The 24,713-nt window shown below is 64.2% G+C and carries 21 protein-coding genes; 5 read left to right on the forward strand and 16 right to left on the reverse strand.

The annotated features are described in order from the left end of the window. Positions 1-283: 283 nt before the first annotated feature. Positions 284-1,756: a tRNA uracil 4-sulfurtransferase ThiI gene (gene thiI, locus CR157_RS00160; RefSeq protein ID WP_110281546.1), complete on the forward strand. Its 1,473-nt coding sequence runs from the start codon at positions 284-286 to the stop codon at positions 1,754-1,756. 154 nt (positions 1,757-1,910) lie between these two features. Then, entirely contained in the window at positions 1,911-5,027 is a 3,117-nt protein-coding gene (locus tag CR157_RS00165) for a transglycosylase domain-containing protein (protein WP_110281547.1), read from the forward strand. A gap of 278 nt (positions 5,028-5,305) precedes the next feature. Here CR157_RS00165 and CR157_RS00170 read toward each other — a convergent pair whose 3' ends face one another. After that, a complete protein-coding gene (locus CR157_RS00170; protein ID WP_110281548.1) occupies positions 5,306-5,728 on the reverse strand; it encodes a hypothetical protein in 423 nt (140 codons plus the stop codon). Positions 5,729-6,036: 308 nt separating this feature from the next. Between CR157_RS00170 and CR157_RS00175 the strand changes: the two genes are divergently transcribed. Further along, entirely contained in the window at positions 6,037-6,666 is a 630-nt protein-coding gene (locus CR157_RS00175) for a glutathione S-transferase family protein (RefSeq protein WP_110281549.1), read from the forward strand. Positions 6,667-6,678: 12 nt separating this feature from the next. On the opposite strand, the gene CR157_RS00180 is transcribed toward CR157_RS00175, so the two are convergent. The 9 genes from CR157_RS00180 to CR157_RS00220 all read right to left on the reverse strand — a co-directional run bounded on the left by CR157_RS00180 (position 6,679) and on the right by CR157_RS00220 (position 16,869). Then, positions 6,679-9,054: a DNA polymerase II gene (locus tag CR157_RS00180; RefSeq protein ID WP_110282766.1), complete on the reverse strand. Its 2,376-nt coding sequence runs from the start codon at positions 9,052-9,054 to the stop codon at positions 6,679-6,681. A gap of 120 nt (positions 9,055-9,174) precedes the next feature. Continuing rightward, complete coding sequence (locus CR157_RS00185) at positions 9,175-9,414, reverse strand: CDGSH iron-sulfur domain-containing protein (RefSeq protein ID WP_110281550.1); 240 nt, start codon at positions 9,412-9,414, stop codon at positions 9,175-9,177. A gap of 254 nt (positions 9,415-9,668) precedes the next feature. Then, positions 9,669-10,403 (reverse strand): NYN domain-containing protein, encoded by a 735-nt coding sequence (locus tag CR157_RS00190; protein ID WP_110281551.1) that lies wholly within the window; start codon positions 10,401-10,403, stop codon positions 9,669-9,671. Continuing rightward, positions 10,403-12,514: a putative bifunctional diguanylate cyclase/phosphodiesterase gene (locus CR157_RS00195; RefSeq protein ID WP_110281552.1), complete on the reverse strand. Its 2,112-nt coding sequence runs from the start codon at positions 12,512-12,514 to the stop codon at positions 10,403-10,405. Before CR157_RS00195 ends, CR157_RS00190 begins: the two co-directional genes overlap by 1 nt. A gap of 352 nt (positions 12,515-12,866) precedes the next feature. Next, positions 12,867-13,148, reverse strand: a complete 282-nt coding sequence (locus tag CR157_RS00200) for a DUF503 domain-containing protein (RefSeq protein WP_110281553.1) — start codon at positions 13,146-13,148, stop codon at positions 12,867-12,869. A 107-nt stretch (positions 13,149-13,255) separates the two neighbouring features. Then, positions 13,256-14,317, reverse strand: coding sequence for a calcium/sodium antiporter (locus CR157_RS00205; protein ID WP_110281554.1), 1,062 nt, complete (start codon positions 14,315-14,317; stop codon positions 13,256-13,258). 123 nt (positions 14,318-14,440) lie between these two features. Further along, positions 14,441-14,998 (reverse strand): sugar O-acetyltransferase, encoded by a 558-nt coding sequence (locus CR157_RS00210; protein ID WP_306766756.1) that lies wholly within the window; start codon positions 14,996-14,998, stop codon positions 14,441-14,443. Between the two features lie 212 nt (positions 14,999-15,210). Then, entirely contained in the window at positions 15,211-15,585 is a 375-nt protein-coding gene (locus CR157_RS00215) for a hypothetical protein (protein WP_110281555.1), read from the reverse strand. Positions 15,586-15,606: 21 nt separating this feature from the next. Continuing rightward, positions 15,607-16,869 (reverse strand): hypothetical protein, encoded by a 1,263-nt coding sequence (locus CR157_RS00220; RefSeq protein ID WP_146218643.1) that lies wholly within the window; start codon positions 16,867-16,869, stop codon positions 15,607-15,609. 293 nt (positions 16,870-17,162) lie between these two features. Between CR157_RS00220 and CR157_RS00225 the strand changes: the two genes are divergently transcribed. Together CR157_RS00225 and CR157_RS00230 are read left to right on the forward strand one after the other, a co-directional pair. Continuing rightward, positions 17,163-18,308: a phosphorylase family protein gene (locus CR157_RS00225; protein ID WP_110281557.1), complete on the forward strand. Its 1,146-nt coding sequence runs from the start codon at positions 17,163-17,165 to the stop codon at positions 18,306-18,308. Then, positions 18,301-19,191 carry a hypothetical protein gene (locus CR157_RS00230; protein WP_110281558.1) on the forward strand — a complete coding sequence of 297 codons (891 nt, stop codon included), beginning with the start codon at positions 18,301-18,303 and terminating at the stop codon, positions 19,189-19,191. Before CR157_RS00225 ends, CR157_RS00230 begins: the two co-directional genes overlap by 8 nt. 1 nt (position 19,192) lies before the next feature. On the opposite strand, the gene CR157_RS00235 is transcribed toward CR157_RS00230, so the two are convergent. The 6 genes from CR157_RS00235 to CR157_RS00260 form a co-directional block, all read right to left on the reverse strand. Continuing rightward, positions 19,193-20,116: a LysR family transcriptional regulator gene (locus CR157_RS00235; protein ID WP_110281559.1), complete on the reverse strand. Its 924-nt coding sequence runs from the start codon at positions 20,114-20,116 to the stop codon at positions 19,193-19,195. After that, entirely contained in the window at positions 20,116-20,886 is a 771-nt protein-coding gene (locus CR157_RS00240) for a hypothetical protein (protein ID WP_110281560.1), read from the reverse strand. The genes CR157_RS00235 and CR157_RS00240 overlap by 1 nt, the downstream gene beginning before the upstream one ends. 277 nt (positions 20,887-21,163) lie before the next feature. Beyond that, the gene (locus CR157_RS00245; protein WP_306766757.1) at positions 21,164-22,321 is read right to left on the reverse strand and encodes a patatin-like phospholipase family protein; all 1,158 of its coding nucleotides are present in this window, start codon (positions 22,319-22,321) and stop codon (positions 21,164-21,166) included. Next, positions 22,302-23,072, reverse strand: coding sequence for a 3-hydroxybutyrate dehydrogenase (locus CR157_RS00250; RefSeq protein ID WP_110281562.1), 771 nt, complete (start codon positions 23,070-23,072; stop codon positions 22,302-22,304). Before CR157_RS00250 ends, CR157_RS00245 begins: the two co-directional genes overlap by 20 nt. Before the next feature lie 256 nt (positions 23,073-23,328). After that, complete coding sequence (locus CR157_RS00255; RefSeq protein ID WP_110281563.1) at positions 23,329-24,024, reverse strand: ZIP family metal transporter; 696 nt, start codon at positions 24,022-24,024, stop codon at positions 23,329-23,331. 47 nt (positions 24,025-24,071) lie between these two features. After that, positions 24,072-24,590: a DUF2141 domain-containing protein gene (locus CR157_RS00260; protein ID WP_110281564.1), complete on the reverse strand. Its 519-nt coding sequence runs from the start codon at positions 24,588-24,590 to the stop codon at positions 24,072-24,074. Between the last annotated feature and the right edge of the window lie 123 nt (positions 24,591-24,713).

Consider the following 24,713-nt stretch of genomic DNA (forward strand, 5'->3'; position numbering starts at 1 on the left):
AGCTCCAGGAACGCCCGGCACTCGCCGGGCGTTCTGCATCGGGGAATCCGCCGGCAGGGCAATCGCAGTTGGCGAGGGGCGCCGGGGGCAGGTCGTAGCGAAGGTCATTCGCCATGGATGGCGAATGTAGCGCCCAGGGAAGGGTTCACAGCGCCTTCGCGGAGGCCTGCCCCCGGGGTAGCCCCGACCCAGCGATATCCCTGAGCCGGCCGGTCGAGGCCGTGCGCTGCCGCGCCGGCCCTGATATCATGTCAACAGACTGTTTTTGAATCGTTTTTCACGCATGCACTATCTTCTCAAGCTGTTCCCCGAGATCACCATCAAGTCGCGCTCCGTGCGTCGACACATGACGCGCTGCCTGGCCGGCAATGTGCGCATTATCCTGCGTCGGCTCGACGAGAGGGTCAGAGTCAAGGACACCTGGGATGCCCTCCACGTCACCCTGCCGGAGGCGCTGCCCGATTCCCTGGCCCGGGAGATGGGCGAGCGCCTGACACGGATCCCCGGCATTCACGAGGTGCTGGCCATCCGCGAGGTGCCCTTCTCCGACCTGGCCGACATCGCCGACCGGGTGGTGCCGCCGTGGCAGCAGGCCATCGCGGGTCGCCGCTTCCGGGTCAGCGCCAAGCGCCGCGGCGAGCATGCCTTCAGCTCCGAGGACATCGAGCGCCTGGTCGGTCGCCGGCTGCTCGAGGCCTGCCCCGACGCCAGGGTCGACCTGACCCGCCCCGAGGTGGACGTCTCCGTCGAGGTCGTGCACCAGCAACTGAGGCTGATCGAGGCTCGCTGGCCCGGCCTCGGCGGCTATCCGCTCGGCCTCCAGGGACAGGCCCTGTCGCTGATCTCCGGCGGCTTCGACTCGCCGGTGGCGGCCTGGCGCATGATGCGTCGCGGCATCAAGACCCACTTCCTCTTCTTCAACCTGGGGGGGCCGGCCCACGAAGCCGGGGTACGCGAGGTGACTCATCACCTCTGGCAGCGCTACGGCAGCTCCCATCGCGTCAACTTCATCGCGGTGCCCTTCGAGGGGGTGGTCGCCGAGATCCTGCGCAGCGTGCCCGATGGAGTCATGGGGGTAGTGCTCAAGCGCATGATGGTGCGGGCGGCCAGCCGCATCGGCCAGCGCGCCCGGATCCCGGCGCTGGTCACCGGCGATGCCATCGCCCAGGTCTCGAGCCAGACCCTGACCAACCTGGCGCTGATCGACGAAGCAAGCGAGCTGCCGATCCTCCGCCCGCTGCTCACCGAAGACAAGCAGGACATCATCACCCAGGCACGCCGCCTCGATACCGCCCGCTTCGCCGAGACGATGCCCGAATACTGCGGGGTGATCTCCCGTCGCCCCCATACCCATGCCCGCGCCAGCCAGGTCGAGGAGGCGGAGGCCGGTTTCGACTTCGCCGTGCTAGAGGCCGCCATCGAGGCCGCCGAGACGACCCGCTCCGACCGCCTGCTGGAGCGCCGGTATGCCCCCGGCGAGGTGCCGACCGTGGACTCGCCACAGGCCCTCGAGCAGCTGGGTGATACCTGCGTGATCGACATCCGCGCCCCCCACGAACGCGAGGCCGCGCCGCTGTGGCTCCCCGACGTGCCACGCCTCGAGATCCCCTTCTACGAGCTCCAGGGCCGGGCGGCGGACCTGCCGGACGACCGCCGCTACCTGCTCTATTGCGACCAGGGGGTGATGAGCCGGATGCAGGCCCTGCACCTGCACGACCGGGGCCTGACGCACTTCGGCGTCTACCGCACCACCTGACTCGCTCGAACAGCGTTTTTTTTTGCTGTCGCTGGCTACATTTTCCCCCTCGCCGAGCTACGCTACAAAAAGGAACAATTTTGTTATCGTAGGTTGCGAGGGGTGGCGTATGGGCGCACGCGGGTCGTCGTCACACCGGAAGTCCTCTTCTTCCATGTCATCGCCAGGAAACGGCACAGCACATCCCGGCGTCTCGCCGCTCCTCCTCCAGGAACCGTCGCTGGAGCCGGCTCACCCGCGCGAGGAGCCGCGCCACCGGCTGCGCAACTGGGGGCTGCTGCTGATCGCCCTGCTCGCCGTCACCCTGGCCACCCTGCTGGTGGCCGAGGCCCGCACCTCGCACTTCCAGGCCCAGGAGCTGTCGCGCTATGCCGGCACCCTGACCTACACCCTCGCCCCGGGCCAGAGCGACCGCATCCGCTTTCCCAGCCACGGCCCCTTCGACCTGCGCCTGGGCTATGCCCAGTTGCCGCAGATCGAGGAGCGCCTCCTCGGCCGCGGCTTCGACATCGAACGCCAGGTACGCTTCTCGCCGCCGCTGCTGGAGTACACCCGGCGCGGTTTCTTCCCGCCCTACCCGGAGAAGACCCGAGCCGGCCTGACCCTGGAAGAGTGCCGTGGCGAGACGCTGTACGAGTTCCGCCATCCGCAGCGCCACTATCCGCACTTCGATGCCATCCCGCCGCTGATGCTGCAGGTGCTGTTGTTCATCGAGAACCGCCAGTTGCTCGATGAGAGTGCGCCCTATGCCAATCCGGCGGTGGACTGGCCACGCTTTACCAAGGCGGCCATATCCCAGGTGGGCCGTGCGCTGGACATGTCCGACCAGGCCTCCGGGGGGAGCACCCTGGCCACCCAGGTCGAGAAGTACCGTCACTCCCCGCACGGGTTGACCGAGTCGCCGATGGAGAAACTGCGCCAGATGATCTCGGCCAGCGTGCGCGGCTACCAGCAAGGGCCGCAAACGCTCGCTGCACGCCAGGAGGTGGCGCTGGAATACCTCAACTCGGTGCCCCTGTCGGCGGCGCCCGGCTACGGCGAGGTGCATGGGATCGGCGACGGGCTCTGGGTCTGGTTCGGCGCCGATTTCGACGAGATCAATCGCCTGCTGGTCCCCGACTTCAACTCGAACGCCACCCTCGAGCGCCAGGGCCAGGCCCTGCGCCAGGTGGTGGCACTGATGATCGCCCAGCGCCGCCCCTCCTGGTACCTCTCCAGCGGCCGTCAGGCGCTGGAGCAGCTCACCGACAGCCACCTGCGGCTGCTGGCCGACGAGGCGCTGGTCAGCCCCGAGTTGCGCGATGCCGCCCTCGACCAGCGCTTGCCTTTCCGCGACTTTTCCCGTGACCCGGTGCGCCTGCGGGTCGAGCAGGACAAGGGCCTGCAGGTGGCCCGCAGCCGTCTCGGTGGCCTGGTCGGCCTCTCATACTACGACCTCGACCGCCTCGATCTCAGGGCCCGCACCACCCTGCACGGGGACCTGCAACGCCAGGTCACCGACTACCTGTATCGCCTCGCCGACCCGGACTTCGCCAGCGAGATCGGGCTGTTCGGCGAGCGGCTGCTGTCGCCGGAGAAGACCCGCGAGGTCCGCTACAGCTTCACCCTGCTAGAGCGGGGCGACGACGGTTTTCGTGTCCGCGTGCAGACCGACAATACCGGCCAGCCCTTCGACATCAACGAGGGCAGCAAGCTCGAGCTCGGCTCCACCGCCAAGCTGCGGGTCCTGGCGACCTACCTGGAGATGATCGCCGAACTTCATCAGCGCCATGCCGGCCAGCCCGTGGAGGCGCTGCGTCAGGTGGAGGTGGATCGCCGGGACGTACTCAGTCGCTGGGTGCTCGACACCCTGATCGCCCGCCCCGACACCGAGCTCGACGCGATTCTCGCGGCCGCCATGGAGCGACGCTATTCGGCCAGCCCCCACGAGGCCTTCTTCACCGGCGGCGGCCGCCATACCTTCAGCAACTTCAGCCGTGAGGACAACGGCCGCAACCCGACCCTCTCCGAGGCCATCCGCGAATCGCTCAACCTGCCCTTCGTGCGCCTGCTGCGCGACCTGGTACGCTACAGCACCCACCGCAACGAGCACCGCAGCCAGCTGCTCGAGGACGACGGCGACCCTCGCCGGCTGGAATACCTGCAGCGCTTCGCCGACCGCGAGGGGCGCGTCTTCCTGCGGCGCTTCTGGCGCAAGTACCGTGACCTGGACAGCGACCAGCGCCTCGATGCCTTCCTCGGCGGCTTGCGCATCACCGCCTCACGCCTGGCCGCAGTGCATCGCTACCTCTTCCCCGAGGCCGACCGCGACACCTTCGCCACCTTCCTGGCCGAGTGGCTACCCGGCGAACCGCTCGACGACCGCCGCATCGACAACCTCTATGATGTCCATGCGCCCGGCAACCATTCGCTGTCGGACCAGGGCTACATCGCCAAGGTGCATCCGTTGGAGCTGTGGCTGCTCGGCTACCTGCTGGACTATCCCGAGGCCTCCTTCTTCGAGGCCGCCGCGGCCAGCCAGCAGGAACGCCAGGAGGTCTATGGCTGGCTGTTCAAGACCCGCCACCGCAGCGCCCGCGACGTGCGTATCCGCACCATGCTCGAGGTCGAGGCCTTCCTCGACATCCACCAGCGCTGGCAACGCCTGGGCTATCCCTTCGAGCACCTGGTGCCGTCGCTCGCCACCGCGGTGGGCACCTCGGGCGATCGCCCGGCGGCGCTGGCCGAGCTGGTCGGCATCATCCTCAACGACGGCGTGCGCCTGCCGACGCTGCGCATCGACGACCTGCACTTCGCCACCGCCACGCCCTACGAGACCCGCTTCGTGCCGGCCGAGGCCCGCGCCCAGCGGGTGATGGCCCCCGAGGTCGCCGCGGTGCTGCGCGAGACCCTCTCGCAGGTGGTGGAGGGCGGCACCGCCCGGCGCCTGCAGGGCAGCTTCACCCTGGCGGACGGCACCGCCCTGACGCTGGGCGGCAAGACCGGCACCGGCAACAACCGCATCGAGACGGTGACCCGCGGGGGCCACGTCATCGATTCGCAGGCACGCAATCGCACCGCCACCTTCGTCTTCTATCTCGGCGATGACCACTTCGGCACCCTCACCGCCTACGTGCCCGGCGGCGAATCCGACAACTTCCGTTTTACCTCGGCACTGCCGGTGCAGGTGCTCAAGGGCATGGAGCCGATCCTCTCACCCCACCTCGAGCCCGGTGCCCGCAGCCAGTGCCGGCCGCCGGCGACACAGGAGATGCTGATGGCCAGGCACTAACTAGGCTTTATCCGAAAAGTCGGCGAGCGATGGCCAGGGCTAGGCCCGTTCCCTACGGGCCCACGCATTTCCCACATCCGTGTGGGTCACAAGGCAAAAATCAGCGCAAAAGCGGAGTTTACGTGGGTGTGAATGAGCATTTTAAGCTGATTTTTAACGCCGTATGGGCGAGCGCAGGCAGTTTTCGGACAAAGCCAGACCACGAGCGCACACGAAAACGGGAAAGCAGGGGCCACCCCTCCTTTCCCGTTCATGGTGGTGCGGGAATGAGTGCGGGTTCAGCAGATCTCTTCCCAGAGCCGTTGCCGGAAATCCTTGGGAAGCTCGGCTACCTTGCCGAGCCGAGCCATGTGGGCATCGGCCATGTCCTTGGCGGCCTCGTGGTAGCAGTGGCTCAGCGAGGCGGGGCTCCGCAACGTTTCGGGGTCGGAGAAGCACTTCGATACCTTCTGATTCGAGGCGGCGCAGGCGGCCATGAACTCTGCCTCCACCTGGACGGCCTCGAGGATGGACTCCATCCAGGCCAGCTGTATCCTGACCACCGGGTGGGTCGCATCCATCCAGTGATGCAGCCACCAGTCGAACACCGGCTTCGTGGCCTCGGCGACACCCTCCGGGAAAGCGACAACGGTAGCGAGGGTCGCCTCGGGGGTCACTTCGGGAGTCGCTTGCCCAGTGGGCACTTGTTTAGCTGTTGACATATTGACTCCTCTCAAGAACGTAGTATTGGTGCGCCCTTGAGTGTAGTGGGAGCGGTCCAGGCCGGTCAGACAATTTTGGTACGACGTTATCTTGTCTTGCTGTAGACCGAGCTCCCGGCGCCCAGGCCGGGATGGGGAGGCCCCATGCCACGACACAGGATGAAGCAGCTACGCTGTATTCGACCACATCCCGTCATGCCACCCGGTGATTCCCGTACCACTGGCCGGCCAGCCATGGATGAAAACGCCGGCAGCAGTGTGAGACCCTGCCGGTATCCGCTCGACTCCCCGACGAGGACCTCGCCGACATGATCGATCTCTGGACCTGGACCACCCCCAACGGCCGCAAGGTCTCCATCATGCTCGAGGAACTCGGGCTGCCCTACCGCACCCACGCCGTGGATATCACCAACCGCGAGCAGTTCGACGACGCCTTCCTCGCCATCAGCCCCAACAACAAGATCCCGGCGATTCGCGACAACGACACCGGCCTGGCGCTGATGGAGTCCGGGGCGATCATGCTCTACCTGGCCGAGAAGACGGGCCGCTTCCTCCCCGAGGACGCCGAGGACCGCTACCGCGCCCTGGAGTGGCTGATGTGGCAGATGGGCGGCGTGGGCCCGATGCTCGGCCAGGCCCATCACTTCCTGAAGTTCCACCCCGGCAAGGCGCCCTATGCCGAACAGCGCTTCCACGCCGAGGCCCAGCGCCTCTACCGGGTGCTCGACACCCGCCTGGCCGATCGCGCCTTCCTGGTCGACGACTACACCATCGCCGACATGGCCACCTGGCCCTGGATCTCGCGCTACGAGTGGCAGCGCATCGACCTGAACGACTACCCCAACGTCAAGCGCTGGTACCTCGAGATCGCCAGCCGCCCCGCCGTGCAGCGCGGCTACCACTGCCCGAAGCGGGTCAACGAGATTCCGCTGCCCTGACGTCGGCGCCCCCTAGAACAGGCCCAGCTGGCGGTCGATCAATGCCGTGAAGTCATCGTCCACGAACGGCAGGATGGCGTCGGCCACCGGCTGCAACTGGCGGGTCAGGTAGTGATGGTAGTCGATGGCCGAGCGGCGCGTTTCCAGCGGCTCCGGCCCCGCCACCGTGATCACGTAGCTGATCCAGCCGCCGCCCTGGTACTGCCGCGGCCGGCCCAGTTGAGCGTTGTAGTCGTCGGCGAGGCGCGCCGCACGCACATGGGGCGGCACGTTGCGCCGGTAGTCGTCGAGCCGTCGTCGCAGCCGCTTGCGGTAGATCAGCCGGTCGTCGAACTCGCCCGCGAGCGTACGGCGCACATAGTCGCGCACATACTCGCGGTGCGGCTCGCCGGTGAAGATGCGCCGGTAGAGCTCCTGCTGGAACACCTTGGCCAGCGGCGACCAGTCGGCACGCACCGTCTCCAGCCCCTTGAAGACCATCCGCTCGCTGCCGTTCGCGTCGCGCACCAACCCGGCGTAGCGCTTCTTGCTGCCCTCCTCCGCACCGCGGATGGTGGGCATCAGGAAGCGCCGGTAGTGGGTCTCGAACTGCAGCTCCAGGGCGCTTTCCAGGCCGAAGGTCTCGTGCAGGTGCTCGGTCCACCAGGCGTTGACCCGTGCCGCCAGGCGCCGTCCGATGGCGTGGGCCTGCGCTTCACCGTGGGCGCGGCCAAGCCAGACGAAGGTGGAGTCGGTATCACCGTAGATAACGGTATAACCCTCGGCCTCGATCAGCTCGCGGGTACGGCGCATGATCTCGTGGCCGCGCAGGGTGATGGACGAGGCGAGCCGCGGGTCGAAGAAGCGACAGCCCCGGGAGCCCAACACGCCGTAGAAGGCGTTCATGATGATCTTCAGCGCCTGGGCGAGCGGCGCATTCCGCTCGCGCTTGGCGGCCTCGCGGCCCTGCCACACCCGGGACACGATCTCGGGCAGCGCATGGCGCGTCCGTGAGAAGCGCGCCCCTTTGAAGCCGGGCACCGAGTCGGCGTCGTCGGGGTGGCGCAGGCCCTCCACCAGCCCCACCGGGTCGATCAGGAAGGTGCGGATGATCGACGGGTACAGGCTCTTGAAGTCGAGCACCAGCACCGAGTCGTAGAGGCCGGGACGCGAATCCATCACGAAGCCGCCCGGGCTGTCCTCCCCCGGCCGCTCGCCCTGGCGTTGCACCAGGTTGGGGGCGACGAAGCCGAGCCGGTGCATGCGCGGCAGGTAGAGATGGGAGAAGGCCGCCACCGAGCCGCCCATGCGGTCGGCGGGCAGCCCGGTGACGGTGGCGCGCTCGAGCAGGAAGTCGATCAGCTCGGTCTTCGCGAAGATCCGCGTGACCAGCTCGCAGTCCTTGAGGTTGTAGCGGGCAAGCGCCGGCTTGTCCTCGGCGAACATGCGGTCGATGGCCTCCATGCGCTGGTAGGGGTTGTCGATGGCCTTGCCTTCGCCGAGCAGCGTCTGGGCGACGTTCTCGAGGCTGAACGACGGAAAGCTCCAGGTCGCCTGGCGCAACGACTCGATGCCGTCGATGATCAGGCGCCCGGCGGCCGCGGCGAAGAAATGATTCGGGTTGCTGCCATGGGCGCGCCACTCCATCGGCTCGCCGCCACGCCCAAGCAAGAGCGGCACGCCGAGACGCTCGGCGTGCCGCTGCAGGATACGCAGGTCGAACTGCACCAGGTTCCAGCCGATGATCGCATCCGGGTCATGCCGGGCGATCCAGCCGTTGAGGCATTCCAGCAGTGCCTGGCGGCTGTCGCAATAGTCGAGCGAGAAGTCGAGGGCGACAGCGGCCTCACCGCCCTGCCCCAGCATATAGACCTGGCGCTCGCCGCAGCCCTCCAGGGCGATGGAGTAGAGCTCGCCGCGGGCGCTCGTCTCGATATCCAGCGAGGCCAGCCTGAGCCGAGGGCGATAGTCCGGCGCGGCCTTCAGCTGGGCATCGGCCAGCGTGCCGCCGGTGTCCGCGCTGCCCGTGAACCGCACCGGCGCGGTGATGAAGCGCTCCATCAGGTAGCGCTCCGGCGGGCGGACATCCGCCTCGTAGACCTCGACGCCCGCCTGGCGCAACCGCTTGGCGAGGTTCACCAACTGGCGATACTGGCGGCAATAGAGGCCGAGCACGGGGCGCTGGTGAAAGTCGCGAAGGTCCAGCGGGCGCAGCTCGATGTCGCGCTCGCCGCGCAGCAGCGCCTCGGCCTGCTCGCGCTGTTCGGCGGGAACGAAGGCCACCGCGGGCTGGGCCGGCAGGCGGACACGCCGGGGGCCGTCATCGGTGGCCAGCCAGAACGTGACCTCGGTGCCGGCCGGCGACTCCCGCCAGTGCCGGGTCAGCACGAACCCCTGCTGTCGCTCCACCGACACCTCTCGACTGCCTGATCCTGGGGAAAATGTTACCCGGTGTCGGATGGAAAGTCGCCAGCCGGTAGCCATCCATGCCTGGCGAGGCGACGGCGGCCATGTGCCCTGGTGGTACGTCTAGAGCGTCTTGTGGGTGCCGTTACACAGCGGGGGCGTGCCGGTGTGCTTGCAGCCGCAGAAGTAGAGCGTCTCGTCCCGTTCCGCCTTGTAGACCACCGGCCGCAGCTCGGTGGCCTTGTGGGAACCGTCGCAGAACGGCTGGGTGGCGCTGCGCCCGCAGGCGCACCACACATAGGTCTTGCCGGCGACCACGTCGACGGCATAGGGCGCCTTCTGGGCGATGCGGGGCTCGGTCATGGCGTTCCCCCCCGGTCGGGTGATGAGCCTGCTTCCAGCCTACTGCAGCGGCCGCGAGGCGTCACGCCCCAAGCGCCCCCACTCAGGACCATCGCAGATGGTGGTAACGCTCGAGGCTGTTCCGGCGACAGGTCGGCGAGGGGGCGCTGTGAACCCCTCCCTGGGCGCTACCGATTCCATCCCTGGAATCGGACCCCCTCTTCGACCTGTCCCCGGCGCCTCTCGCTTTGGGTAACGGCGATTGCCCTGGCCCCTTACTTCTTTCGCTTGTCATGAACGTAGATGACCTTCGAGCTCTCCCCCCTCGAGGGCCTTTCCTCGATATCGAAAAGCTCGGTTGCCGCCACCAGCTCTCCGAGCTTCCGGTACCCGTAATTCCGCGAATCGAAATCCGGAAACTGCTTCACGATATTGCTTCCGACCGCGGCCAGCGGCGCCCAACCGCTGTCGTCCGAAGACGACTCGACCGCATTGCGAAGGGAGTTGACGAGCTTGGCATCCGATTTCAGTTCCTTGGTGGAGCGTCGGACCGTCTCCGGCCCCTCCTCTTCACCTTCGCGCAGCACCTCGGTATAGATGAACTTGTCGCATGCCGAGACAAAGGGGAGAGGCGTCTTCTTCTCGCCGAAACCGAAGACCGTGAGCCCCGACTCCCGGAGCCTGGACGCCAGGCGCGTGAAGTCGCTGTCGCTCGACACCAGGCAGAATCCGGTGAAATTCCCCGTATACAGCAAGTCCATGGCATCGATGATCAAGGCACTGTCGGTGGCATTCTTGCCGGTGGTGTAGCCGAACTGCTGGACCGGCTGTATGGAGTGCCGCAGCAGGGTCTCCTTCCACCCCTTCAGCTGCGGCCCGGTCCAGTCGCCATAGATTCGCTTCACGTTGGCGACACCATACTTGGCAATTTCCGCCAACAGGCCATCGACGATGCCCGGCTGGGCATTGTCCGCATCGATCAGCACGGCCAGGTTATTGTTCTTCTCCATCATCTCCTCCCCAGGACACTTTCTTCCCGCCTGGACCCATTCAGCACCACGGCAATCGTCTCGGCATCCGCAGGCAGGGCAAAGAAGAATCCCTGCCCCTGGCGGCAGCCAAGCCGCAGCACGAACTCCCCCTGCTCCTCGGTCTCGATCCCTTCGGCGAGAACGGTGAACCCCAGGCTAGCCCCCATATCGGCCACCGCGCGGATGATGGCCTGATCCCGGGGATCGTTGAGGACGCCATGAACGAAGCTGCGATCGATCTTCAGCTTGTCGATCGGCAGGTTCTTGAGATAGCTCAGCGCGGAATAGCCTATCCCGAAATCATCGATCGCCAGCGTTACCCCCATGCGCCGGATCTCGTGCAGCCTCTCGATGGTTCCCTGGTCCGAGTGCATCAGGGATGACTCCGTGATCTCCAGCTCCAGGTATCTGGCGGGAAAGTCGGCTGACTCCAGGATACGGCGAAGCTGCATGACGAACCCCGGGCGCGCCAGCTGGGGGGCCGTGACATTGACGGCGATGCGCCCGAACTCCAGGCCGGCAGCCAGCCAGACCCGCCCCTGTTGGCAGGCCCGCCGCAGGGCCCATTCGCCGAGCGGCAACGCCAGGCCGGTGCGCTCCGCCAGGGGCACGAAAGTGGTCGGCGGGATATTGCCTTCCCGGGGATGCTGCCAGCGTGCCAGGGCTTCCACCCCTGTCCACTTCCCGGTTCTAAGGTTGACCTGGGGCTGGTACTGGAGGAACAGCCGATCCTGCTTCAGGGCATCCCGCAGGTCGTTTCCCAGTCGTACCCGCAGCATCGCCCGGTCGGTCATGGCCTTGTCGAAGAAGTGATAGCCGCAGTCATGGCGCTTCGCCCGGTACATGGCGGTATCGGCCTGCTGGATGAGCTCGTCGGCCTGCTCACTGTCATCCGGATAGATACTGATGCCGATGCTGGCCTGGGCATGCAGTTTCCAGTCATCGAACTCGATCGGCGCATCCATGGCCCGCAGCAATCGCTCCGCGGTCTGGACCGCGTCCTCCGGCACGTTCAGGTCCTGGACGAGAATGATGAACTCGTCGCCACCGAAGCGTGCCACCGTGTCTTCTCCGCGAACGGGAGCGGAGAGCCGCCGCGCGAACTCCTTGAGCACCCTGTCTCCCGTGGCATGGCCGAGACTGTCATTGATCGTCTTGAAATCGTTCAGGTCCATGAACAACACCGCCAGGCGCGTACCATGCCGCTGGCTGTGGGACAGCGCCAACCCAAGGCGTTGCCGGAAATGCACCCGGTTCGGCAGGCCGGTCAGTGTATCGGTATTGGCGAGGTGCACCAGCATCCGTTGGATCGCCTTCTGGCGGTCTACCCAGGTCACCAACAGGCTCAGGCCCAGGACCAGACCGGAGAAGCCGCCGATGGTCGCAGCCATGCCGCCATGGGATAGCAAAGAGTCATGCGCGGCGGTAACGGGGGTCTCATAAAAGCGGGACGCCCCCATCGCCGTATAGTGCATGCCGGCCACCGCAAAGCCCATGAAGACCCCTGCCACCAGCGTCATGCCGCTCTCCGAGAACGCCGGCAGGCTGCGAACGCGGAAGTGGAGGTAGAGGGCCGCCAGGGCCAGCAGAAAGGCCACCACGATGGAGAGGACGAAGAAGGGGAAATGATAGCGCAGCCCCTCCATGCGCATGGCTTCCATGCCGGTATAGTGCATGCTGCCGATGCCGACGGCCATCAGCAGTGCCCCCACGAGCAGCTGGTGCCCCCTGAGGTTCGGGTGAGCCATGAAGTGCAGGGCCGCGCCGCTGCCGAGCATCGCCGGCACCAACGACAACACCGTCAGGCTCAGGCTGTACTCACTGTGCTCGTGCCCTGCCACGGAGAAGGCAAGCATGGCACTGAAGTGCATCGCCCATATGCCGCAGCCCATGGCCACCGCACCGCCGATATGCCACCAGGTCTTGCTCCTGGCCGTCGGCGAGGCAACCATGCGGTCAGCCAACATCAATGCCGTGAGCCCCGCAAAGCAGGCGATGGCAATGGACAGGGTGACGAGCAAGGGATCGTAGGCGCCTTCCAGCAACGGGCCCAGCGAGGGGTCGGAGGTATCGAAACGCCAGAATTCCATCTTGACTCCTGTCGGCCATCTGAGCCCTTCGATCGCGCAGCAAACCTGTGCCCTTGCGATCAGCCGTGGTTCTGCCCACGGAAAGCCGAAACTGTCCCGCCATCCGCTGCCGTCATCGCTCCAGGCAGCATGCGATGACCGCACCCGTCCTGGATTCCCGACCCGAGTGTTCCTCCTGCCCTCCTGTCAGCCATGTCATGAAGCCTGGGCGGTGGCTGTGGCGACCGTATCGGGCCCCACGGCAACCGCCATTGCATCGAGCCTACTAAAGAACGTGTCGGCATGACCAGCAGGAACTCGAGGAAAAGGTCGCAGATGCGGGAGCCACCAGCAACGGGGAGGTTGCCGCGGGTCACAGCAGTTCCCGCGATACCTCGAGCACCCGTCCATCGACCGTGCGCTGCAACTTGTCTTCGATCTGGCTGCAGATCGACTCCACCTTCTGGGGCGATGCCGCGGCCACGACGAAGGACCACTCGCTGGTGTCTAGCCGGTCATGATTGGCGCTCTCGCAGACCGCGATCGCCGGGTTGCGACCGAAGCGCTCGTGCAGGCCGCCCATGCGCTGGCGCTTCTCCTTGAGGGAATGGCATCCCGGCAGGGAAATCCTCACGGTTAGTACGCCGATGTGCATGGGCCCCTCCGTCTCGGCATTCGTTCGGGCTCGCCAATGTCGCCGCCGCCCCCCGGGGGCCATCACGGGGACCTTCGGGCCCTCTGTAGCGGCCCCAACCGGCTGGCTCATGCCCTGCCCGGTCGCCGCTTCTCCTGCACGGCGAGCACCACCAGGGTCAGCGCGGTGAGCGGCAGCACGAAGTAGAGCATGGTCGCGCCGAAGCCCGGCAGGGCGTCGTGCCGGGCGGCGGCCAGGATCAGGTAGAGGGTATAGGCCAGGTAGTAGCCGAGCAGGACCCCGCCTTCCCAGCGGCTGATCGCCCCGCGGGTAAAGCAGATCGGCAGGCAGGCCACGGCCACCGCGATCATCACCGGGATGTCGAAGCCGACCATGGCCGGGGACGCGGCGATCCCCGAGGGCGCCAGCAGGCCGGTCAGGCCCAGCACGCCCAGGATATTGAAGACGTTGCTGCCCACCACGTTGCCGACGGCGATGTCGCGTTCGCCGCGCAGGGCCGCGATGATCGAGGTCACCACCTCGGGCAGCGAGGTGCCGGCGGCAATGATGGTCAGGCCGATGACCTGCTCGCTCACTCCCAGGTAGGCGGCGAAGGCCACGGCCCCCTCGACGAACCAGCGCGAGCCCAGCACCAGCAGCACCAGGCCCCCCGCCACCAGGCCCAGGTGGATCCCCCAGTGCCGGTGATCGCTGGCCGCGCCGGCGTCGGATGGGGTGTCTACCGTCGACCGCTGGTTCTGGACGAACAGCAACGCCAGGTAGACCAGCAGGCCGGTGACCAGCAGCAGGCCATCGAGGCGCCCGATGCCGCCATCCAGGGCCATCAACAGCACCACCACGGAGAGCCCGATCATCAGCGGAATGTCGAAGCGCACCAGTTGCTGGGCCACCACCAGCGGCACGATCAGCGCCGAGACCCCCAGAATGAACAGCACGTTGAAGATGTTGCTGCCCACCACGTTGCCCATGGCGATCCCGGCCTGGTCGTCGATGGCGGCCTTGAGGCTCACGGCCAGCTCCGGCGAACTGGTGCCGAAGGCCACCACCGTCAGCCCGATGATCAGCGGCGAGATGCCCATGCGGGCGGCCAGCCGCGAGGCCCCGCGCACCAGGGCCTCGGCCCCCACGATCAGCAGCACCAGTCCGGCCACGAATGCGACGATGGTCATGCTTGAGACTCCTGAAAGCGACGCCCCGCGGCCACCATGGCCGCGGCATGGGCAAGCGTCGGGCCTGGCCGCGGCTGCTGTCCAGCCAAGAAAAGCTATCGCGAGGCGCGAGGCGCGAGGCGATCAGGTTTCCAGGCGGCGGATCACCCGGCACGGAGTGCCGGCGGCGAATACGTCCGGGGGAATGTCCCTCGTCACCACGCTGCCGGCACCGATCACGCTGCGCGCCCCGATGTTGACGCCAGGGTTGACCACCACACCGCCGCCGATCCAGCAATCATCGCCGATGGTGATGGGCTTGCCGGCTTCCAGGCCGCTGCGGCGCGCTTCGGCCGCCAGGGGGTGGGTGGCGGTGTAGAGCTGCACGGCCGGGCCGAACAGCACGTTGCTGCCGATGGTTACCGGTGCCACGTCCAGCACCACACAGTTGAAATTGAAGAAGACGTTGTCGCCCAGGGTGAGATGACAACCATAGTCGCAATAGAACGGCGGCTCGATCCACAGCCCCTGCCCCGCCCCGGGCAGCAACTCGCGCAGCAAGGCCGCGCGCTCCTCCTCGGCATCGTCACGGCAGGCATTGAGCGCCTGGATCAGCCGCCGGGCGCGGCGGCGCATGGCCTGCAGCTCCGGGTCGCGGGCATCGTAGAGCTCACCCGCCAGCATCTTCTCGCGTTCGGTCACGGGGTTCTCCGGCGTTGCGATTCGTCATTTATACCATCCATCATGGCGTAGAGGCCGAGCGCCATGAGTGCGGGTAGGGGCTGAAACGCACAATCGACAGGGGTCGGCCAGGAGGGGCGGCCAGGAATCACTGACGACCGCCGGCCTTGCCTCTGCACAAGGTCGGCGGTCGAGGTGACATTCAAGGGCTCCCGGGGGCCGCTGGCACTGGGTCACACGGGCGTGCCGGATACCCGGTAGATATAGCCGTCGTTCATGCTCTCGAAGAGAGCATTCTTCAGCTTGCGGGTGGCATAGACATGCTGTGCCTGGGTATTGGCCTGGCCCACGCTGGGCGCCACCAGAATGGCGGCCACCGTGCTGTTGCCGTTGACCCCGTTGATCTGAGCCTGCAGATTCAGATCGCCGGCGCCGGTGTAGCCCTGCACGTCGATACGTACGGTGCCCTGGTTAATGATGGTGCCAGCCCCACGCCAGATCGCGGTATCGGCCAGGCTGTTGATGTCGGCCACCGCATCACCGTGCTGGCTCTGGTTCATATTGCCGTAGGCATTGCGTATCGGCCCCTGCCGTTGCACCTGTAACATGGCTCTCTCCTCGGCGAGGGGTTATCGCGGGTTGACGATCCAGTTGGTGCCCAGGCCGACGATGGTGCCCCAGTTGCTTTTGGAGGTGCAGGTAATGGTCTGCCCGTCCACCTTGATGGTGCCCTTGTCAGAGTCGGAGCCTCCGGCACCGCCGAACTCGAACGGTCCGATGAAGAAGCCGCCCTCGCCACTGGCTTTCTGTTTCACCTCCTCGGCGAAATCCGAGCCGGCATTGATGGTGATGGTAGGCCGGTAGCCGACGATCATCTGCGAAACGATGCGCGCCAGGTTGCCGCCCTTGCCGAAGTAGTACACATCATTGCCATCCTTGAAGCCGGAATGTTTGGGCATGAACGGCCCATTCACGTAGTTGCTCGGCATGGACGAATCAAACCAGTTTTCCGGGGTCACGTTCACCACCGACACATCCTGGAAGGCGAAGGTGATATCGTATTCACTGGAGAAGTGCTCGGTGGACACTTTCTCTACCTTGCCGCCGGCCTCGAAGCCGAAGAAATCAAACAACCCACCCATTTCGCCTTCGGCATAGACGGTGCTATCGGACCACTGCTTGGTGGACGAGCTGAAGGAGAAGGTGCGGGCGGACCCGGCGCTGGCATCGCTGCCGAAGCTGTCATTGGTGATACGCTTGATGTAGTCCCAGGGTGTTTCGCTGATCTGGAACACCGGCTGATCCTTCAGGGTGGTGCCCGCCTGCCCAACCACCGAGGACAGGTTGTCATTATATTGCTTCACGGCATCGGTGATGGGCCCCTTCAACTTCTTCATATACTCATCATAGGTCGACTGGGCTGTCTTGTACGCCGTTTTCGCCTGTTGAAGTTGCGCGGCCACGGCGATGCCTTCATTTTCCAACCAGTCCGCGAAGGATTCGGTGCTACCGGTCTGTTCCTGAAAATTCTGGTAGGCCACATTCACATTGGCCTGCACCTTCCCCATACTCTGCATCGCGTTGATGACATTCTGCTGCAGCTTCTGTCCTTCATCTCCGCCGTCTGTCACCATCAGGGAATTCAGGAACGCCTTGTACTGCTGTCCGAAATTCAGCTTCATGCCATAGGTATTGGGATCCACCAGCGGACTGGCCGGTACGATATTGAGGAACTGCACCTGTTGGTAGGGAATGGAACCGATCGGCGGGTTCTTGCCGCCCCAATTCCAGGGCTGCGGCCCGGTCAGCATTTGCGGAACGCCTTCGATCTTCATCTGATCGTTGAAGGCGGTCATGAACTGGCCCCAAAGCGTTTTTGTCAAGTCGCTCATTGTCTTGCTCCTGATAAAGGTTAAGGGGCATTGTTATGCCCTTGTGGGTCACCGATCCGTGAATCGGCGATATCAGTGTTGAGCAAGAAAATGATCCAGTGAAATTATCACTGCTGATGATTGCCATCATGAAACATGAATCATCTACTGTGATGATCACCATTACCATCCATAATGGTTAATCCCTTTTCCGCATGAAAAAACCCACTAGTATGAAAGATGGCCTAAGCCAGATTGCCACCTCGCCTTGAGGGAACTGTCGTATCTCCATAATCATTAAAAAGGATGCCATCATGATCACGCCGGAGTTATCCGCAGCGGCGCCGGACACCCTGCTTAACGCCCAACGCCTGGCCGCCCTGCCCGCCACCAGCGAGCACGCCTTGCCGCCAGTGGACTGGCCGACACTGGGCGTGGCGGCCAATCGTATCCCCACCGTGATTCCCCTCACCGACTGGCAGGCCAATTCGCCCTTTCCCGAAGCGGATGTGGCGGTGATCACCTGGACCAGCGCCGAATGGGCGGCCATGAACCAGGTACTCACCAATCGTCGCGAACCGCTCACCCCGGAGCAGGCCAAGGGTCACGACTGGCGCCAGGGCTGGGAAAAATACCAGCGTGATTACTGCCAGATTCATCAGTACATGGTGGATGTGTCGAAGACCTACCAGGGCGGCGCCCCCTCGCTGTATGACCAGGCGTGGGGCAGCGTGCGGATGGTGACCATCGGCGAGCTGAAGGTGTTGCTGGTGAAATCCGGTATGCACCTGGCCCAGGACGGCACCGACCTGCCCCTGATCCAGCTGGTCGACCAGCTTTGCCGGGAAGCCCGGCCGCGGCTGGTGCTCTCCATCGGCACCGCCGGCGGCGTGCGCGAGGAAGATACCCTGGGCTCGGCGCTGATTACCAACCAGGCCTACTTCCATTGCCTGAAAAATTTCGCCAACGCCGCCTTCAACCGCAGCACCGTGCAATCGCACTGGCAACCCGGTGAGCATTACCTGCCCCAGGCCCAGGAAGGCGTGATCCAGGTCCCTGGCCCGGAAATCCTGCCGGTGAGCCCGCAGTATCCCGCCGGCGCCCACATCAGCCCGGATGTGCCGAACAGTCGCATCAAGGTGGTCACCGGCCAGCCCATCATCACCACCGACACCTTCCTGTTCGGCACCACCACCAACCGCCTGCAAGAGTACGGCTGCATCGTGGAGATGGACGACGCCGTGGTCGGCATGGCCTGCGATAAACATCGGGTGGCCTACGGTTTCGTACGCAACGTGTCCGACCCGGTCATCAATGGCCAACTACCGGATTCCCTGCAGGACAGCTGGGCCGGCTACATCTATCAGGAGCAGGGGCTGTACACCAGCTACAACGGCGCCCTGGCCACCTGGGCCCTGCTGGCCGCCGAGGCGGACCGCCAGGAGGCGCGCCATGACTAAGCCCAGCTGGTACCAGCTCAGCCCCGAGCCACTCCGCAACGAGTATCGGCTGGCCCCGGTCAGCCCCTCCGGGGCCGGCTTTCTCGATCAGGCCAGCGCCCTGGCCAGCCACGGCTGCGAGCTGTTCGTCAGCAGTCCCCAGGGCCAGCTGGCCGCGCAGGTGCTGAATCCGGATACCCTGAGCTTTACCCCGGGGGCGGAAATCAACGCGAGCCTGGCCTACCAGGCCCTCAGCCCCTTTTTGCTGGGTGGGCAGCTACACCTGCTGGCCTACACCCGGGACGAGGGTATCCTCGATTTCTTCCGGGTCACCGCCACTGATTTCCAGCACCTGTACCGCTATCAACGCACCTATGGCGACACCACCATGGGCTTCACCACCGTGCATGCCTTCGGCTACCGCGATCGCTGCCTGTTCATGGGCTACAACGCCGACACCGGCGCCAGCCGGATCTATGGCATTCAAGTGCCCCCCCAGGCCCCGCTGAGCATCAGCCAGCTATGGCAAAGTGACTGGGCAAAGGGCTGGCAGGATTTCTGTTTTTTCCAACTCGGCGGCGAGAATTTCTTCTTCAAGCACAACCCCACCTACAAGGCGGTCAATATCGACCACTATATGGATGACCCTGCCCAGGGTTCCCACCCGGTAGGCACCGGCCTGCCGCTGCCCCAGGAAACCAGCGCGGCAGCAACGCTCGCCTTGCAGGAAGGCCCCGGCTTTGCCGGGTATCGGGCGGACAACGGCCAGCTGACCATCAACCGCTTCCACACTGATTGCCAGGGCTGGCAACAGCAAGCCCAGGTGCAGGCCGGGCGGGAGCATTCGCATCTGCTCGCCCTTCCCTGCGGTGACGGCAAATCACTGCTGGCACTGTACGGCTGATTCATTTATCGGCCACCATATCGAAGAACCAGTCGATCACCTGCTCCACCCGGCGCGGGTACTCGTGGTCCTTGATGGTAATGATATGGATATCATTGAGCAGCGGCTGACTGGCCTGGTGGCGGTACAGCCGCCCCTGCTCCAGCAGGGATGCTACGCAATGACAGGGAATCACCGCCATCCCCAGCCCACCGGCCACCATGTCGATGGCACCGTTGATGGAATTGATCTCCCCGGCAAAGGTCAGCGAATAGGTGTTGAGATTGCAGCGCTCGGGAAATACATGCTTTAGCCAGCGATCGTAGTAATAACTGGAACCGGGATACCAGATGAAGCGCTGCTCCAGAATGGAGCTGTCGGTCAGGTCCTGCAGCGACGCCGGATCGCTGGACACCAGCACATACTCTTCCTGACAGAACAGCCGGTAACGCAGCAGCGGATGATTGTTGTTTTCCGTGACGAAGCCGAAATCCGCTTGATTCTCCAGCAGCATGCGCACCACCTCCTGGGTGGAGGTAAGGGTGATGTTCAGCTCGATATCCGGGTGTGCCCGGCGTCGCTCCAGCAGCATGGGAAAGTGCGGCGACATCAGGCAACTGGGCGGCATGGCATAGGACACCAGCCCCGCCACCCGCGTCTCCATGGCGTGCACCCGATCCATGAACTGCTGGGTGCTATGCATCTGCTGGCGCACGTAATGCATCAAGGCGTTACCGGCATCGGTGAGCACCACCTTCTTGCCGATACGCTTGAACAGGGTGACACCGATCTGCTCTTCCAGCTTGGCGATATGCTGGCTGACCCCGGACTGGGTCATGTGGGCACGGGTGGCCGCATGGGTAAAACTCTGGGTCTGCGCCGCCGCCATGAAGGCCTTGAACAGGCGCTGATCCAGCAGCATGAAATCCCGGTTGGAAAAGCTCATCAGCGTCCCCCCTCACTGGCCGCCGGTGACAGCGAAAATTGCAGATTGAAGGCCTGCCCCGGCCCCACCGGCAGGCCGGCATAGTCGGCAAAGGGAGACGACGGCACCGCCACCGCTGCGGCGGCGTCGGCCCACACCAATTCGCCAATGGTGTCAGCCTGTAACACCTGGCCCTGCTGTTGCCAGTGGGACCAGACCACCAACAGGTCGTCATCCAGATAGAAATAAACGCCCAGCAGCCCCTGCCGCGGCCGGGCACGCAAGGTTCCCATCGCCTCGCACACCGCCTGCCGGAATGCCGCCACGCCTTGCCCGCTACGCAGCCAGACCTCGCTGAACACCGCCCCTTGCTGCCAGTTGCCCCCGCAATCGAATAACTGCACCGGGCCCGACTGCTTCGGCTGATCATCAAAGGGCGCCGGGAAATCACTGTGGCTGGCGGGCCGGCCCTGCCGGGCCTGAAAACTGAACACGGTACCGTGCAAGGCCCCGTAGGCACGCCCTGCCACGGTGGCATGGCTGGCCTGCTGGTAACACTGCCGGCTGGGGTAAAACACCAGCGCGATTTCATCCGGTACCTTGGGATGGCCGCTGGGCGGCAGTACCGATGGCACATAGGCCTGCAGGCCCTGCGGGGCCATCAACTCGACGGTGGCGGGGATAAAAATCTCCCCCAGTTGCTGGTAAAAACGCTCCCGGCCGGCACCACTGGCCAATTCCGGCAGGGCATAGCCCAGCCACACCCGTACCGCCCGCGCTTCCCTTGCCATCACACTCTCCTTGCTCACAACCACTGGAACACCATTATCCGTACCGCCTGATCGCACCGGCCGGCTGGCCCCCTTACCCCTGCGCCTCCCGGTGGCTATTATCTTCACAGCCCAAGATGCCTAGAAACTGTTTGACTGGTTTTACTGGTTAGACTGTCAACCCCAATGAATACCGAAGAGGGAACCGGGGTGAATGCCTAGGACGCACCTCTTGTACCAATCGGGCATCTCCTTTCCTGATATACCTTCGCCGCGGAGCGGTGGGGACGCCTGGCACCTATCCTCCTTGATGTTCCGCCCCGATGCCCTGGAACATCTCGCGAAGATCGACGGTTGAACGCTCGCCGATGGCAGCGAAGTTCTCATCCAGCCAGCGTGTGGCGGTGTCGCGGCCCATATCGCGCAGCTTGATGAGAAACCCCCATTCGACGTTCATCTTCGACGAGGCGCCCAGCGGTTTCAGCTCCGCCTGGTTCTCGATGATATGCACCCGCACCTGACGGTATTCGTCCTCCGAGAGCTTGCCTTGGCGGATCAGCCGGTCGACGAAGTCGATGCCGCGCAGCTCCTTCAGCAGGCTGGCATTGAAGCTGATCTCGTGCATCCGGTCCTGGATCTCCTGGGGCGTCTTCGGCGTGCCCTTGCGCTCGATCGGGTTGACCTGGATCACCACGATGTCGTCGGTGCCGGTCTTGCCGTGAAAGGGGAACAGCGACGGATTGCCCATGTAGCCACCGTCCCAGTAGGGCACGCCGTCGATCTCCACCGCCTGGTAGAGCTGCGGCAGGGTGGCCGAGGCCATGACCATGTCGGCCGTGAGCCGCTCGCGCGGGAAGACCTTGACCTTGCCGGTCTCCACATTGGTAGCGGAGATGAAGAGTTCGAAAGCGGTGCATCTGCGCACCATCTCGAAGTCGATGCTCTGCTCCAGCAGATCGAGCAGCGGATTGATATTCATCGGGTTGAGCTGATAGGGCGAGGCCACGCGCGTGAGCGCATCCATGGCGTGATACATGGGGTTGTTCTCCAGCCCCCAATTGCCCATCAGCACGTCGATCGGCATCCGTTTCAGCGGGCTGTTCTTCGCGCCGTCGCTCATGCATCGCCAGAAGCGTTCGAGCGCCGCGCGCGCGCCTTCGGGGCCGTCGCGGGTGAAGCCATCGGCCAGCGCCACCGCGTTCATCGCCCCCGCCGAGGTGCCCGAGACCCCGGCGATGCGCAGCCGGCCGTCCTCGAGAATTCGATCCAGAACCCCCCAGGTAAAGGCCCCATGCGCGCCTCCGCCCTGCAGGGCGAGGTTAACGAGCTTGGGTTTCTGCGTCATGTGTTCGCCCTCTTCCGGTTGTGGTTCCGCCTGCTGCGCCGGGGCGCGACCATCTCGGCGCCGAGATGGCGATGTCGACGTTGCGCATGGCTCAGTCCATCCGCCAGCCATGGCTGACCACGATGCTCTGGCCGGTCAGCGCATTGCTCGGGAAAGTGGCGAGGAACAGCGCGGTATGCGCCACGTCCTCGACCGTGGTGAATTCCTTGTCCACGGTCTCGCCCAGCATCACCTCGTTGACGACATCCTCCTCGGAGATGCCGAGGTCCCTGGCCTGTTCGGGAATCTGCTTCTCCACCAGCGGCGTCTTGACGAAGCCGGGGCAGATCACGTTGGTGCGCACACCCTTTTCGCCGCCTTCCTTGGCGATGGTCCGGGCGAGGCCGAGGAGGCCGTGTTTCGCCGCCACGTAAGGCGCCTTGAGCGCCGAGGCCTCCTGCGAGTGGACCGACCCCATGTAGAGGATCGTGCCCGCCCCCTGCCTGTACATCTGCGGCAGCACGGCCTTCGAAGTCAGGAAGGCGCCGTCGAGATGGATCGACACGACCTTGCGCCATTCGTCGAAGGTGAAGTCCTCGACCCGCTTGACCATCTGTATGCCGGCGTTCGAGAGAAGGACGTCCACCCGTCCGTGGGCCTCGAGCACCCTGTCGATGCCGCGCTGCACGGCGTCCGGGTCGGTGACGTCCATGTCGACGCCCATATGCCCCTCGCCGAGCGACGCCGCAGCCGTCTTCGCCGCGTCGAGGTCGATATCGGCGAGCACCACCTTACCGCCCGCGGCGGCAAAGCATTTGGCGATTTCGAGGCCGATGCCGCTGGCGCCACCGGTGATGACGCAGATCTTGTCGTTAAGTTTCATGGTCGTTTCGCCTTTTCGGAATCTGAAAGCATGAACCGGCCATTCGCACGCGCAAAGGACCGGTAACAGGATTGGCCCTATCACACCCGCCTCAGGTGCGCATGGGAACCATTAACCACCTTTAGCCGCCTTTAACCACCTTTTTCGGAATTCAAGCAAGTATCGGTAGCCAAACCTTATCCCATAATGGATTGCCCACGTCCGCCAAATCAGGCGGAGAGTTGGTTGAGACCACTTCAATGGATCAGCATCGTCCCTACCAAGCCCAGCAAAAACCCGCATATGCTCCTACGGCAGGAAAACTGTTGCTCTCGCTATGTGCGCGGGGCGCGATATCCTCGAAGATCAGATAGAGAATACCGCCACTGCAGAACAACAGGATCATCGCGAGCATAAACTCGCTTGACGAAAACCACACGAATCCCAGCCAAGCCGCCAGGGGCCCCACCATTGAAACGGCCAGGAAGATCATTAGCAAGCAGGATCGCGAGCTCATGTTTTCCCGCATTTCGTGATAGGCGGAAAACCCTTCAGGCATGTTTTGTAGCGCTATCAGGCCAGCGAGAAGATAGACCATATTCGAGCCGCTTGCTGCCAACACGCCGAGCAGAATGGCCTCCGGAAAAAAGTCCAGCAGCATGCCCATGAACTGCGATGCCGAATTCTGCGTACGTTTCGCCCAGGCACTGAACTGCCAGAACACGAGTCCTCCCGTTCCGAAAGCCAGGACCACAGAAAGTACCGATGTATGCTCAATACCGCGTGGCATCAAGACGAGCGCTATCGCTGCCAACAAAGCGCCGCCTCCGAAATACGATACGAAACTGTCCAGCTTCATTCTCAGGCAGGCATTCCTCAACACAACATTCGAGGAGACCAAGGCCCCGGCCGGAATAGACAAGCCGGCCATCCACGCCAGCCCCAGAGCCCACGCCATAGGAAGCACCGTCATTGCCTTATATTCCTGTCTGGATTGTTCCAATTCACGTCCATGATTGCTTAGTAATTCAAGCTGATCGTCATATCCAGGTTTTGCCCATCGTACCGAAAGCTCGCGGCATTGAACGAAGGTGCACTCATCGAGGCTTTTGCGTCGTTTGAAAAACCGTAGCCTTCCTTGGGGACCCCCAGCCAGTTGACGTCAAGCTTGCCGTCCATATTTTCATCATGAATGACGGCCATTGCATACGTTCCCGGCGGGATGTCTAAAAAGTCGCAACGCGCCTGCGTATCCTGAATTTTCATTATCATGACATTGGTTGCGGAGCGCAGAAATTCCGTAGGGAAACCCACTGGCGATTCGAAGAGCGCGCAAGCTACGGTTCCAGTGCTGTTTCTAATATCCAGAATATTAACGTGAATTCCGGGGCATGATGGTTGGGCAAAGACGATGGCGGGAAGATTCGCAAACGCAAGCAGTGCACACAATGCTGAACACCGAACTCCCATGGGGAGCCGCGTCTTCGGATGCCTGTCCGTGGAGGCCAACACGGACCTCCGATGAGTTGACTCACTCATGATGTTCCTCATGGCTCCGATCTGCGTAGCCTGGTTGAATCTGCCATTAGACAGTGACGGCTCCCCACGAGTTCTGTGCTGTTCGTCGCACAAAGCCTGCTCGGGGGTGCGGACAACCTTCAT

The organism is Halomonas sp. LBP4 (genome assembly GCF_003202205.1).
Classification (GTDB): Bacteria; Pseudomonadota; Gammaproteobacteria; order Pseudomonadales; family Halomonadaceae; genus Halomonas; species Halomonas flagellata.

Bases quoted from the DNA above. Each gene is read 5' to 3' on its own strand.
- thiI (WP_110281546.1), top strand. From the start codon at position 284: ATGCACTATCTTCTCAAGCTGTTCCCCGAGATCACCATCAAGTCGCGC.
- CR157_RS00165 (WP_110281547.1), top strand. From the start codon at position 1,911: ATGTCATCGCCAGGAAACGGCACAGCACATCCCGGCGTCTCGCCGCTC.
- CR157_RS00170 (WP_110281548.1), bottom strand. From the start codon at position 5,728: ATGTCAACAGCTAAACAAGTGCCCACTGGGCAAGCGACTCCCGAAGTG.
- CR157_RS00175 (WP_110281549.1), top strand. From the start codon at position 6,037: ATGATCGATCTCTGGACCTGGACCACCCCCAACGGCCGCAAGGTCTCC.
- CR157_RS00185 (WP_110281550.1), bottom strand. From the start codon at position 9,414: ATGACCGAGCCCCGCATCGCCCAGAAGGCGCCCTATGCCGTCGACGTG.
- CR157_RS00190 (WP_110281551.1), bottom strand. From the start codon at position 10,403: ATGGAGAAGAACAATAACCTGGCCGTGCTGATCGATGCGGACAATGCC.
- CR157_RS00195 (WP_110281552.1), bottom strand. From the start codon at position 12,514: ATGGAATTCTGGCGTTTCGATACCTCCGACCCCTCGCTGGGCCCGTTG.
- CR157_RS00200 (WP_110281553.1), bottom strand. From the start codon at position 13,148: ATGCACATCGGCGTACTAACCGTGAGGATTTCCCTGCCGGGATGCCAT.
- CR157_RS00205 (WP_110281554.1), bottom strand. From the start codon at position 14,317: ATGACCATCGTCGCATTCGTGGCCGGACTGGTGCTGCTGATCGTGGGG.
- CR157_RS00215 (WP_110281555.1), bottom strand. From the start codon at position 15,585: ATGTTACAGGTGCAACGGCAGGGGCCGATACGCAATGCCTACGGCAAT.
- CR157_RS00220 (WP_146218643.1), bottom strand. From the start codon at position 16,869: ATGAGCGACTTGACAAAAACGCTTTGGGGCCAGTTCATGACCGCCTTC.
- CR157_RS00225 (WP_110281557.1), top strand. From the start codon at position 17,163: ATGATCACGCCGGAGTTATCCGCAGCGGCGCCGGACACCCTGCTTAAC.
- CR157_RS00230 (WP_110281558.1), top strand. From the start codon at position 18,301: ATGACTAAGCCCAGCTGGTACCAGCTCAGCCCCGAGCCACTCCGCAAC.
- CR157_RS00235 (WP_110281559.1), bottom strand. From the start codon at position 20,116: ATGAGCTTTTCCAACCGGGATTTCATGCTGCTGGATCAGCGCCTGTTC.
- CR157_RS00240 (WP_110281560.1), bottom strand. From the start codon at position 20,886: ATGGCAAGGGAAGCGCGGGCGGTACGGGTGTGGCTGGGCTATGCCCTG.
- CR157_RS00245 (WP_306766757.1), bottom strand. From the start codon at position 22,321: ATGGCTGGCGGATGGACTGAGCCATGCGCAACGTCGACATCGCCATCT.
- CR157_RS00250 (WP_110281562.1), bottom strand. From the start codon at position 23,072: ATGAAACTTAACGACAAGATCTGCGTCATCACCGGTGGCGCCAGCGGC.
- CR157_RS00255 (WP_110281563.1), bottom strand. From the start codon at position 24,024: ATGACGGTGCTTCCTATGGCGTGGGCTCTGGGGCTGGCGTGGATGGCC.
- CR157_RS00260 (WP_110281564.1), bottom strand. From the start codon at position 24,590: ATGAGTGAGTCAACTCATCGGAGGTCCGTGTTGGCCTCCACGGACAGG.